This window comes from Bacillus sp. UMB0893, from assembly GCF_002858905.1.
Classification (GTDB): Bacteria; Bacillota; Bacilli; order Bacillales; family Bacillaceae; genus Bacillus_P.
In genome coordinates, this window is the sequence record NZ_PKLB01000001.1 from 102,310 (window position 1) to 114,853 (window position 12,544).

At 40.5% G+C, this 12,544-nt stretch carries 12 protein-coding genes and 1 riboswitch; of the genes, 9 read left to right on the plus strand and 3 right to left on the minus strand.

Annotation, left to right across the window (positions count from 1 at the left end):
* Window positions 1-580: CYTH domain-containing protein (locus tag CYJ36_RS00465; protein WP_101563772.1), on the minus strand; the 580-nt coding region annotated here is incomplete at its 3' end.
* Window positions 581-983: 403 nt separating this feature from the next.
* On the opposite strand from CYJ36_RS00465, the gene CYJ36_RS00470 reads away from it, so the two are divergent.
* Genes CYJ36_RS00470 through CYJ36_RS00485 form a run of 4 tightly spaced genes read left to right on the plus strand, consistent with a single transcriptional unit; the run spans window position 984 to window position 3,778 of the window.
* The gene (locus tag CYJ36_RS00470; protein ID WP_101563773.1) at window positions 984-1,367 is read left to right on the plus strand and encodes a hypothetical protein; all 384 of its coding nucleotides are present in this window, start codon (window positions 984-986) and stop codon (window positions 1,365-1,367) included.
* Window positions 1,368-1,407: 40 nt separating this feature from the next.
* On the plus strand, window positions 1,408-2,043 hold the full coding sequence (locus CYJ36_RS00475) for a GTP pyrophosphokinase (RefSeq protein ID WP_101563776.1): 636 nt from the start codon (window positions 1,408-1,410) through the stop codon (window positions 2,041-2,043).
* A 21-nt stretch (window positions 2,044-2,064) separates the two neighbouring features.
* Window positions 2,065-2,859 (plus strand): NAD kinase, encoded by a 795-nt coding sequence (locus tag CYJ36_RS00480; protein WP_101563778.1) that lies wholly within the window; start codon window positions 2,065-2,067, stop codon window positions 2,857-2,859.
* Window positions 2,860-2,887: 28 nt separating this feature from the next.
* On the plus strand, window positions 2,888-3,778 hold the full coding sequence (locus tag CYJ36_RS00485) for an RluA family pseudouridine synthase (RefSeq protein ID WP_180849974.1): 891 nt from the start codon (window positions 2,888-2,890) through the stop codon (window positions 3,776-3,778).
* Between the two features lie 24 nt (window positions 3,779-3,802).
* Here the strand turns inward: CYJ36_RS00485 and prpE are convergent, their stop codons facing one another.
* Both prpE and CYJ36_RS00495 read right to left on the minus strand, forming a co-directional pair.
* The gene (gene prpE, locus CYJ36_RS00490) at window positions 3,803-4,540 is read right to left on the minus strand and encodes a bis(5'-nucleosyl)-tetraphosphatase PrpE (protein WP_101565561.1); all 738 of its coding nucleotides are present in this window, start codon (window positions 4,538-4,540) and stop codon (window positions 3,803-3,805) included.
* A 683-nt stretch (window positions 4,541-5,223) separates the two neighbouring features.
* Window positions 5,224-6,399, minus strand: coding sequence for an FtsW/RodA/SpoVE family cell cycle protein (locus CYJ36_RS00495; protein ID WP_101563782.1), 1,176 nt, complete (start codon window positions 6,397-6,399; stop codon window positions 5,224-5,226).
* A 256-nt stretch (window positions 6,400-6,655) separates the two neighbouring features.
* Here CYJ36_RS00495 and mgtE point away from each other — a divergent pair, with 256 nt between their 5' ends.
* From mgtE to thiO, 5 genes are all read left to right on the plus strand, one after another.
* Window positions 6,656-8,023: a magnesium transporter gene (mgtE, locus tag CYJ36_RS00500; RefSeq protein ID WP_101563784.1), complete on the plus strand. Its 1,368-nt coding sequence runs from the start codon at window positions 6,656-6,658 to the stop codon at window positions 8,021-8,023.
* A gap of 19 nt (window positions 8,024-8,042) precedes the next feature.
* A complete protein-coding gene (locus tag CYJ36_RS00505) occupies window positions 8,043-9,899 on the plus strand; it encodes a monovalent cation:proton antiporter family protein (protein ID WP_224773448.1) in 1,857 nt (618 codons plus the stop codon).
* 67 nt (window positions 9,900-9,966) lie between these two features.
* A riboswitch (TPP riboswitch) is annotated at window positions 9,967-10,076 on the plus strand.
* Window positions 10,077-10,147: 71 nt separating this feature from the next.
* Window positions 10,148-10,834, plus strand: coding sequence for a thiaminase II (gene tenA, locus CYJ36_RS00510; RefSeq protein WP_101563786.1), 687 nt, complete (start codon window positions 10,148-10,150; stop codon window positions 10,832-10,834).
* On the plus strand, window positions 10,798-11,430 hold the full coding sequence (gene tenI / locus CYJ36_RS00515; RefSeq protein ID WP_101563787.1) for a thiazole tautomerase TenI: 633 nt from the start codon (window positions 10,798-10,800) through the stop codon (window positions 11,428-11,430). Before tenA ends, tenI begins: the two co-directional genes overlap by 37 nt.
* A gap of 3 nt (window positions 11,431-11,433) precedes the next feature.
* A complete protein-coding gene (gene thiO / locus CYJ36_RS00520) occupies window positions 11,434-12,540 on the plus strand; it encodes a glycine oxidase ThiO (RefSeq protein ID WP_101563788.1) in 1,107 nt (368 codons plus the stop codon).
* Window positions 12,541-12,544 lie beyond the last annotated feature (4 nt).

Genomic DNA, 12,544 nt, shown 5'->3' on the forward strand with positions numbered 1-12,544 from the left:
TGCATTTATATTTTTGATTATAAAAACGCTTGATTTTGTTTGGTGTTTCACGTATAGGAATGTGGAGGGCCGAGAGCAGCTCATGAAAGATCGCTAAGCCTGATTCAGCATTTGAAACCTCATATTCGATCTCATAATCCTCCCTGTTTAAATATCGGCTATGATCAAGAACAATTAACCCTTCTTTGTATTTTTTTTCTGAGCGATTTGTAGATAATGTTCCAAAGAAGGTGATGCTTTCACCGTCAATGCCAAGTGATTGTAAACGGTCCATAATTTGTCCTGCTGGAATGCAGGCAGCAGAAGACAGAATTTGATCTGCATGTTTCCTGTTTAATATCTGATGCGTTTCTAATAGTCCAACAGGTGCAGGTTCTTTTAATGTCAAAATATATTGATTGTTTTTATTCCGAATCCTCAATGCTGAACCCATTTCTTTTAATTGAAAGTCCGGTGTATCAAAGTAGTGATTCTCTTGGAGGCTGAAATCATCTTTTGTTATATGAAAGAAGCCGGCAAGTCGCAGAAATTCTTCTTCCGTCAGCAAATTTTTAAATTCTATTTCAATTTCTTGAGTCATTTTTTAAAAAATCCTTTCAGAATTACAAGATGGCTATTTATAATTTATTGGGCACCACGTTTCTTGTTGTCCCGCTGAAGCACCTGGCTCACTGTGAAAAAGACAATTTCCCAGAAAAGGCAAAAAGCGCCTTCCCTGTGAAATTCCTATTTTCTTCGCAGCTGACCGAGGCGCTTCCGCATTTCTTATTGTCCCGCTGCAGCGCCTAGCTCACTGTGAAAAAGACAATTTCCCAGAGAAGGCAAAAAGCGCCTTCCCTGTGAAATTCCTATTTTCTTCGCGAGCTGACCGAGGCGCTTCCGCATTTCTTATTATCTCTTGTTAAAAAGCAGATTTCAATGTTTATCATGAAGCGATCTTATATGATAAAATAGACGGGGAATTGATTTGGAAGGAGCTTACTATGAAACGAAGAATTGAAGTAAAAGAAGCAGTACTTGAGAAGGGCCGCCTCATATTAAAAGCGCAGCCATTTGAAGATGACAATTTAAAAGACATACAAGCAAAGGGCCAAATGCTGGTAGATTCTGATCAGATGGCGTTTATTTACATAATGGATCTTAACGAAGATTTCGTATACACGAATTTGCCATCAGAAGTTTGGCCTCAGCTAAAAACTGGACTCGATAAGCAATTGCCAATCGATTTAAGTGTAAATGGCATAATAGTTGAACTAATTGATATTCATGATGAGCTTTCATATTTGCTTGAGAATATTAAAGATAACGCAAATTATGGCGAAGCAATGGAAAAGAAAGTCGTTGAGGCCTTTAACTTAAATGACTAATACATAATCATAAGTTTGTTTACGGACGGGGTGTAAGGCTATGATCGGCAGGAAGTGGGAAGTGTTTTTGGCCCCTTATCGGCAGGCAGTTGATGAGCTGAAAGTGAAGCTCAGAGGGACAAGGGCACAATACGAATTAGAAAATACACATTCTCCAATTGAATTTGTAACTGGAAGAGTAAAACCAATTGCAAGTATTCTTGATAAAGCAAGACGAAAAAAAATTGCGCTCGATGCATTGGAAACAGAAATGCAAGACATCGCAGGAATTCGTATGATGTGTCAATTTGTTGATGATATTATGCTTGTGGTAGAAATGCTGAGACAGCGCAATGATTTCGAAATACTGGAAGAACGCGATTACATTACGCAAAAAAAAGCGAGCGGATACAGATCATATCATGTTGTTGCAAAATATCCGGTGCAAACGGTATCTGGTGAAAAAATCATTCTCGTAGAGATCCAAATTCGAACTTTGGCCATGAACTTTTGGGCAACAGTTGAACACTCGCTTAATTATAAATACAGCGGCAATTTCCCGGAAGACATTAAAATCAGGCTGAAGAGAGCAGCAGAAGCGGCTTTTCTTTTAGATGAAGAAATGTCACAGATACGCGGAGAAATCAGGGATGCACAAGTCATTTTTTCAAGGAAAACAGAAGCACAAGATAAATGATGAATAGAGGGGCATGCTGTTATGAAATTTGCGGTTACATCTAAAGGAGATACAGTTTCAAATACGTTAATGCACAAGATGAAGGCATATTTGATGGACTTTCAGCTGGAGTATGATGAGGATAAGCCGGATATCGTAATTTCTGTCGGAGGAGATGGAACGCTGTTATATGCATTCCATCGCTATCGCAGCAGACTTGATAAAACAGCGTTTGTAGGAGTGCATACAGGGCATCTTGGATTTTATGCAGACTGGGTGCCTGATGAAATCGAGAAGTTAGTGATTGCCATTGCAAAAACACCCTATCAAGTTGTTGAATATCCTTTGCTTGAAGTGATCATCAGACATAATCACGGAGGAAGGGAAGCGCGTTATCTTGCCTTGAATGAATGTACGGTTAAAGCGATTGAAGGTTCTCTTGTAATGGATGTTGAAATCAAAGGCCAAATTTTTGAAACGTTCCGAGGTGATGGCCTCTGCATGTCTACACCATCAGGCAGTACTGCTTATAACAAGGCTTTGGGCGGTGCGATTCTGCATCCCTCCATTCCAGCTATACAGGTTGCAGAAATGGCCTCCATCAATAACCGGGTATTTCGTACAGTCGGTTCACCGCTTGTTTTGCCAGACCATCATACGTGTTTGTTAAAACCTGTGAACGATGTTGATTTTCAGATCACAATCGATCACTTAACGTTACTGCATAAAGATGTAAAATCGATTCAATGCAGGGTTGCCAATGAAAAAATCAGATTTGCAAGATTCCGCCCATTTCCTTTTTGGAAGAGGGTTCGTGACTCTTTTATTGCCGAGTAGGTACGGGAACACTGAAAGGAAGATTGTGTTGAATACATTTCAGCTGAAATGGGCAATTCTAGAAACAGAAGATGGGATGCTTTTACGTGATTTTCTTAAAGAAAAGAAAATTTCAAAACGGGCATTAACAGATATTAAATTTGGCGGCGGGCGTATTTTAGTAAATGATGAACATGCAACGGTCAGGTGCACATTAAAAACTGGAGACGCAGTTGTGGTTATCTTTCCTTCAGAAAAGCCAAGTGAAGGAATGCTTCCGCAAAAAATCGATTTAGAAATCGTATATGAGGATGACTGGTGTCTAGTCATCAATAAACCGCCTTTTATTCCAGTTATTCCGTCACGCGAGCATCCTGAAGGGACACTGGCAAATGGGCTGCTTGAGTATTATTTAGAAAAAGGGATTGCTGCAACAATACACATTGTCAATCGTTTGGACAAAGATACATCAGGATTGATGCTTGTTGCTAAGCACCGTTTTGCTCATTCTTTATTTTCAGCACTGCAAAAACAGAGTGGAATTCACCGCACTTACTATGCATTAGTTGAAGGAGCTGTAAATGAGCCGCAGGGAGTCATAAATGCACCAATAGGCAGGAAAGATGACAGCATTATTGAACGCACTGTCAGGGAAGATGGACAGATGGCAGTCACTCATTTTCATGTGGTTAAATCTTTTAAAGATAATACTCTTGTTTCTTTAAAGCTTGAAACAGGCAGAACCCATCAAATTCGTGTGCACATGGCTTATATCGGCCATCCCCTTTGCGGAGACAGTCTCTATGGAGGCAGTCACAAGCTGTTAAGCAGACAAGCCTTGCACAGTTCTGAGCTGTCTTTCGTGCATCCGTTTCTCGAAAAAGAAATGCATTTTGCCATTGCACTGCCGCCAGATATGAAATCAATCGTAGAAGAGTAAAACTCATGCTGTCACGCATGAGTTTTATTCAATTTCACGAAACCTTGATTCATCAAGAGGCATCGAAGATTTAACAGATACAATCTCTTTTTCAGGATATCTGAGTGCTGTTAAATGACCTCCGAAAACGGCTCCTGTATCAATATTAACTGTATTGCCGACAAAGCGGGCTTCACGCACAGGAGTATGTCCGTACACAATGAATGCTTTTCCGTTATAAAATTTGGCCCAATCGCGCCTTACCGGTGTTCCATCAGGATTTGTCTGGCCTGTTATATCTCCATACAACACAAATTCTTTCACCTTTTTATGGGTTTTTCCTATGTAATCTTCACGGATTCCAGCATGTGCAATCACAAGGCGGCCCTGATCGAGAACATGGTAAAGGGGAGATTGATCGTAAAGCTCCATGAAGCGTTCATAGAGGCGGCGGCGCTGATCTTCGTCTAATGATTCAAGTTCAGCAGCTGTCGTTTCTAATCCGTGTGCCACCTGCACCTTGTTTCCAAGCATGTAACGATAAAGTTTGTTGCAGTGATTGCCCGGGACATAGTAACCAGCTTTATTTTCGATGGTTTTAATAACTGCTTCAATGACTTTAATAGATTGTGGCCCGCGGTCAGCCAAGTCTCCAACAAAAGCAAGCTTCCGATTGCTGCGATGAATCGGATATCCGTTATGCCATTCATAATCGAGCTTCTGAGTTAAGTCATAAAATTCCTGAAAACAGCCGTGGATATCTCCTATAACATCAATTTTCATCATACTCGTCCTCATTTATCTCTTTTTATATGGCTATTTTCTAATACTTTGTTGTTTCTGCAATTGTAATTAGATCCTCTAATCGATATGCAAGGGTGCTTTTATTAGAAAAGAGCACGAAACCCTGATAACAAACGTGAATGAGTTCTAATACGAAAAACAACAATGCGATCACAGCCTTTTATAAGATGATAGCAGAAATATCCTCAGAATCAAAAAGTTCAATTTTCCTTGTTTATATGTAGGATCGAATAGCGCTTATTTAGTAAAGCAGCTCTTTCATAGTTTTCCGGTTTTTAAATTGGGAGAGTGCTCAAAAAATGCACGAAAAAAACCGTTCACTTTTAAAGGAACGGTCTTTCTAATTTAGATAAGCGAGTATAAAACCTTGTGTATTGGTGTCTGGAGCTCCATTACCCAGAACAAATCTGTCATGCCTGAACTAGTGTTTGCGCTTTTCTTATCGTTTAGGAAAATATAAAAGGTAATAGGTTGAAGATTATGAAATAAAGTTATCTACGGCAAGCTCCGGTGCCTAGCTCACTGTGAAAAAGACAATTGCTCAGGAGAAGGCAAAAAGCGCCTTCTCCGGTTTAATGACACTTGATTCTCAGGTGCGTCATTTAACCCGGGTCAATTCCTATTTTCTTCGCGAGCTGACCAAGGCGCCTGCGCTTTTGTTCTTAATCAAACATATATTTTCTTGTTCTAGACCTGACATTTAGGACAATTCCGATCGCAATCATATAGGTTGCAAGTGAACTACCTCCATAACTGATGAAAGGAAGAGGGAGGCCGGTGATCGGCAGTAATCCGACAGTCATGCCTACATTTTGAAATACCTGAAAAGTAATCATGCCAATGACTCCTGCACAAAGGAAGCTTCCAAATGGATCATTGCTTTCAAGGGCAATGTGAATCATTCGGTAAATAAGCAGGAAAAACAATGAAATAACAACACTTCCGCCTATAAAACCAAATTGTTCAGAAATGATGGCGAAGATAAAGTCGGTATGTCCCTCAGGCAAATAGACCTCAAGCTGCTGATATCCTTTTCCATAAAGCTCGCCTGATCCGATTGCCAAGAGTGATTTAATCAGCTGGAACCCTTGTTCACTTGAATACTCATATGGATTCAGCCAACCGTAAAAACGATCTAGCTTATAAGAGGAAGAATCCATAATGTATTTGCTGAAGAAATCCGGAAATGCGAAAAAGGTAAATACGATTACCGACGCAGCCAGCAGTCCGCTTAGAACGAAACTCGCTATAATTTTCCATTTCACTCCTGATACAATGATAAGGGATCCGATAATGGCACAAAACACCATTGTCATCCCTGTATCAGGCTGTCTCAGCAAGAGGAGTATGGGAGGCGCCGAGGCTGCAAATACTTTACCTAGCAGGAAAAGATCGTCTCGAACTGTGTTATTTACATACTTTTCACGATGATCGGTTATGATTTTGCTTAGCACGATAATCATAAATATTTTCATAAGTTCTGATGGCTGGAAATTTCCGATTCCAGGCAGACTATACCAGCTTGTCGCACCCTTAATGGGTTCAACAATTGGCGGCGGAATGACCTCAAGTCCCAATAACAAAACCATTCCAAATCCATATAAATACCATGAGAGCTGTTTAAAACGGTCAAAATCAATGACCATTGTTCCAATAACCGCAATTATACCAATGATGTACCACCTTAGCTGGAGGAAGGCAAAGTTTATATTCTGCAATTTTTCGGGTAGAGTAGGTTGGGCGCTGCTTATCGCAATGGCACTGGTCAGCGCCATTAAAAACATGATAAAGATAAGTGTGTAGTCTAACTGCTGATGTGGGGATTTATCTGTATTCATTGTGTATCCCTTTCTATTAGAAAACTAAATGTGTAAACAAAATTCATCTTTATCAATCTTAGCGAAATTTGATGAATTTGCAAAGGATTCATTTGTAAATCAACGCAAAACATGCTACCTTATCACAAGGAAAATGTGAACAAATGCTATTCTAATGCATGTTTTTCGCATCTTATATAAAATGTATCACAATTTGATGACATTTTGATGACTGGAAGAAATTACAGTAACTTTCTTGGGGGAAGGAGGAGACTCAATGATAGATGAAAGAGAAAAAATAGAAATTGAAACAGAAAAGCTGTTAAATGCTTTAGAGAGAGAAGATTTCGACGAGTTTCGCTCTATGTTTTTGGAGCAGCATCCGTATGATCAGGCTAAAATCTTTGTGAAATTAGAACAAGAGGATCGAACGAAACTTTATCATTATTTGTCTCCTGAAGAGATGGCGGCTCTTTTTGAAAATATTGAAGACGATGAAGACAATTACGAAACATTTTTATCAGAAATGGATCCTCGCTTTGCATCACAAATGCTTGAGCAAATGTATGCGGACGATGCAGTAGACGTTCTGAATGAATTAGATAAAGATCAGGTGGCAAGCTACTTAACGATCATGAACGATGAAGCAGCGCAGGAAATCCGTGAGCTTCTTCACTATGAGGAATTCACGGCAGGAAGCATTATGACGACAGAGTTCATTGCGATCATTGCCAATCAAACTGTGAAGTCCGCCATGCATATTTTAAAACATGAGGCACCTGATGCTGAAACGATTTATTATCTTTATGTGATTGATGAAGAAAAGCAGCTGGTTGGCGTCATTTCGCTTCGCGATTTGATTGTGAGTGATGATGATCTGATGATTGGCGAAATCATGAGCGAAAGAGTCTTTTCCGTTTCCGTTAGTGAAGATCAGGAAGAGGTTGCAAGGAAAATGAGAGATTACAATTTCCTTGCCCTGCCTGTCGTTGATTTTCAAAATCACCTGCTTGGTATTATTACAGTTGATGATATTGTAGATGTTATCGATGAGGAAGCATCTGATGATTATTCAAAGCTTGCAGCGGTATCAGATGTAGATTCTATCGACAGGGGACCGTTGTCAGCAGCTAAAAAGAGATTGCCCTGGTTAGTCATTCTTCTCTTTCTTGGAATGATGACCGCAAGTTTAATAGGTCGTTTTGAAGAGACGCTTGATAAAGTGGCGATTCTTGCAGTATTTATTCCGCTGATTGCCGGAATGGCCGGGAATACAGGGACACAGGCTTTGGCTGTTGCTGTTAGAAGGATTGCAATGGGGGATCTGGAAGAAGGCGGAAACTGGAAAATTATCGTAAGAGAAGCGGGCACAGGCCTTATAAATGGAGCGGTCTGCGGTGTGTTAGTAACCGGTATTGTCTATTTTTGGCAGCATGATTTGTTTTTGGGGCTTCTAGTGGGTATTTCCGTTCTTGCAACGCTTACCGTTGCAACGATAGCAGGTGCTTTTGTTCCGCTTGTGATGCATCGTCTGAAGGTAGATCCTGCAGTTGCTTCAGGTCCATTTATCACCACAATTAACGACATTATTTCGATTCTTATTTACTTTGGAATGGCCACTTTATTCATGCAATATTTAATCTAGAATCAGAAATGGAGGAACTATTGTGCATGGAGCTTCCTTTTCATCACTTGTCATTGTTTTATTAGCAGCATTTATCACTCCGATCTTGCTTCATCGCCTGAAAATAAAAGTGATGCCTGTCGTAGTGGCAGAAATCATAATGGGAATTATTATTGGGAAAAGCGGGTTCAACCTTGTTCAGGAAGATATGTGGCTTGAAACGCTTTCCCTGTTAGGCTTTATCTTTCTCATGTTTTTAAGCGGACTTGAAATTGATTTCACGGCTTTTATTGGGGGAAAGAAAAAAGAAATTCTCCCAAGCGGAAAAGAAGCTCCAAATACTTTTGTTGTTTCTTTTCTGATCTTTATAGGGATTTTCATTTTATCTTTGCTTCTTTCCTATTTGTTTGTGCTGTTAGGTTTTATCGAGAATGTGTTTTTAATGACCTTGATTATTTCCACCATCTCGCTCGGAGTTGTCGTTCCTACTCTAAAAGATGCAGGCATTATGAAATCGAATATTGGGCAAATCATCTTACTTGTCGCAGTTATTGCGGATTTGGTGACGATGATTCTGCTTGCTGTGTTTGCTTCAATTTATGGAGGAGAAAATACAAATACGTGGCTGTTGCTTCTATTATTCGGCGCTGGTGTATGCTTATATTTCCTAGGAAAAACATTCCAAAGCAGGTCGTTTATTGAGACGATGTCCAAAGGGACGATCCAAATTGGGACAAGGGCTATATTTACATTAATCATCGTCTTAGTGGCGCTCTCAGAAACGATTGGCGCTGAAAATATATTAGGCGCATTTTTAGCGGGAGTTCTCGTATCTTTGTTATCTCCCAACAAGGAAATGGTTCAAAAAATGGATTCGTTTGGCTACGGCTTCTTGATTCCGATCTTCTTCGTTATGGTAGGAGTTGATCTCGATGTATGGTCGCTGTTTAAAGATCCGAAAATCTTAATGCTGATTCCATTGTTGTTTATTGCTCTGCTTATTTCAAAAATAGTGCCGATTTACTTGCTGAAAAGATGGTATGACACAAAAACGACTCTCGCTGCAGGTTTTCTTTTAACCTCAACACTCTCGCTTGTCATTGCTGCAGCAACCATTGGAGAAAGAGTCAATGTGATTGACGCCCAGATGTCTGGCGCTCTCATTTTGACTGCTGTCTTAACCAGTATTTTCACACCTATTGGGTTTAAGAAATTATTTCCTGAGCAGCTATCTTCGCAGAAGAAGCTAAAAGTGGCATTTATCGGTGCCAATCAGATGACGCTGCCTGTCACTCGTGAATTAAATACTAGGCTGTATGATACAACCGTGTATCATACGCATGTTGATAAAAATGAGCAGCAGATTGCCGAATCTCTGTTTCAAATACAGGAACTTGATGATTATTCACTTGATACGCTTCAGTCTAAGGGTGTATTTGAGGCAGACATCCTGATTGTTGCTACTGGAGACGAGGATACAAATGCCGAAATCGCATTATTTGCACAAGAGCTGGAAGTTGACCGTGTCATTGCGGCAATCTCTTCGCCGCTGTTAGATGAGCAGCTAAGGGCGAAGAATATCGATGTATTTTCAGTCCTGCTCTCTACAAAAACCATGCTCAGAGCACTAATAGAAGCACCAGGCATTATGAAAATACTGACGAACAACGATTCAGCGCTTTATCAGATAAAAATGAACAATAGGCGCTACGACGGCATGATGCTCCGCAGCTTTCCTTTCACAGGAGATGTCATCTTTGTGCGTATTTTCAGAGAAAATGAGTCGATCGTTCCTCATGGAGATACAGAGCTGAAAAGGGGAGACTTGCTGATATTGACTGGATCAGAAGAATATGTCGATGAACTTAGGCAAGAGCTGGAGTTTCATAAAAGCTGAAAATTGCGGCTTGAAAGATTTTCACAGCATGTTATGATAAAAGTGTAAAATTTAAAAAATTCATATTAATAACCGCTAGGGGAGCCCTTATAGAAGGGCTGAGATTGAAGTTTGCCTTCAAGACCCTCAGAACCTGATCTGGCTAAAACCAGCGTAGGGAAGTGGTGTACAGGTCTATTCATACACCACTTTTCTATGCGAAAAGTGGTTTTTTGCGTTTTGATTTTACTAAAAGGGAGGAAACAAACATGTCATTTTCAAAAGAATGCCGAGAATATGCAAACAAATGGTGGGAGGGAAGCTTTGAGCACCCTTTCGTAAAAGGTATTGGCGAAGGCAGTCTTTCAAAGGATAAATTTAAATATTATGTAATGCAGGATTCATATTATTTAACACACTTTGCAAAAGTGCAGTCTTTCGCAGGGGCAATGGCTCCTGATTTGCACACGACATACCGGATGGCCGTTCATTCGCAAGGGACATATGAAGCGGAACTTTCACTTCATCAGCAATTTTCGGTTATGCTCGGCATCACGGATGAGGAACGCAAGATGTTTAAGCCTGCTCCAACTGCCTATGCCTATACATCACACATGTACCGCTCTGTCGCAACTGGAAATATTGGTGAAGTCATTGCTGCATTACTGCCTTGTTATTGGCTTTACTATGAAGTTGGCGAGCATTTGAAAGAGTGCAAGCCAGGGGATGAAGTATATGAAAAATGGATTGCGACTTATCATGGTGACTGGTTTAAAGAACTGGTTGAGGAACAAATCAATCGACTGGATGAAATCGCTGCCCGTTCAAGTGAGCGCGAGAGAAAAATGATGAAAGAAAACTTCCTCATTAGCTCGATGTACGAATACCGTTTTTGGGAAATGGCAGAGACAATGGAGGCATGGGAACAAAACGAATCCATACTGATCCAAAAATGAAATTGCACCTCATAACTGATGGAGAAAAGAGCATTGCAGAGCTCGTTCGAGTGATTACGAATGTACATACAGCAGCTGATGCGATCCATATTAGAGAAAAAAAGAAAACGGCAGGGGAACTTGTCGTATTAATTGAAGAGCTGCATCAAAACGGAGTGCCCAAATCAAAGCTGATCATCAATGATCGTATTGACGCAGCCATTATGACGGGTGTGAATCAAGTCCAGCTTCCAGCCCATAGTTTTGATGTGAAGCTTGTTAAACAGCATTTCCCGGAGCTTGAAGTCGGCTGTTCCATTCATTCAGCAGCTGAAGCGGTAATTTGTGAAGAAAATGGAGCAGACCGCTTGCTGTACGGGCATGTGTTTCAAACGTCTTCAAAACCAGGCTTAAAAGCAAGGGGAGTTCAGGAAGCTTGGGAAATTGCAGGATCTGTGAGAATTCCTGTTTTTGTTATTGGAGGAATTGTTCCATCTTCTATCTCTGAAATAAGACATTTGAAAATAGATGGAGTCGCTGTTATGTCATATGTATTTTCAGCAGAAGACCCGCTCCAGGCTGTACTGGAATTAACAAAACAGTTAAAAGGGGTGTAAGCTATGAAACCATTATATGACGCGGGAATTATCGGCGGAGGAGTGATTGGGCTTTCCACTGCCTACTATTTATCGAAGTCTGGTCTGAGGGTGGCCGTCTTTGAAAGCGGAAAGACTGGCAGCGGTTCATCAAGAGCGGCGGCTGGCATGCTGGGTGCTCATACAGAAACTGAAGAAAATGATGCTTTTTTTAATTTTGCAAAAGAAAGTCAGGCCCTCTACCCAGAGTTAGCTCAAGATTTACTTTTGGAAAGCGGCATAGATATTCAGCTTCAATACAATGGGATGTACAAACTGGCGATGACAGCTGAGGAGGCGATGTCTTTGAAAAAAAGAGCAGAGCTGGAACCTGATGTTGAATGGCACTCCAAAGAATACGTGCTCAAAAATGAGCCTGATTTAAATGCAACCATTCATGGAGCTCTTAGGATTGATAAAGATGGCCAGGTTTCGCCTGTTTTATTATGTGAGGCTCTCAAACAAGCAATTCTGCAAATGAATGGAAAAATCTATGAAAATACACCTGTATACAAAATAAACCGTTTTAATATATCTAACTATGAAATTAAAACGGCTCAAGGTGATTATTTATGCGAATCTCTTGTTCTTGCAAATGGGGCTTGGAGCAGCTGCATTTTAGATGATTTCGCGCGAAATGCTGCTGTTCATCCTGTAAAAGGAGAGTGTCTTTCTGTTTCGTTGCAGGGAAGCAAGCTTTCATCTACTGTTTTTCATGAGTCCTGTTATCTTGTTCCAAAGCTTGATGGGAAAATCGTTATTGGCGCAACAATGGAAAATGGAAATTGGAATCAGGAGCCCACAATAAAAGGCATTTCGGCTCTCATGGAAAAAGCGAAAAAAATCATGCCTGTGATCGAACATGCCCATTTTCATAAAGCATGGGCTGGATTGAGACCTGGTTCCATTGATGGAAAACCGTATATTGGCAGACTTTCATCCATGCCGAATCTTTTTGTGGCTGCCGGGCATTATCGGAATGGCATTCTGCTTGCTCCAAGAACGGGTGTTATGATTCGAGATTTATTTTTAAATAGAACGATAGACTCCGAGTTTATCCATGCGTTTCAAATAAACCGTTCAGAGAGGTGAGACC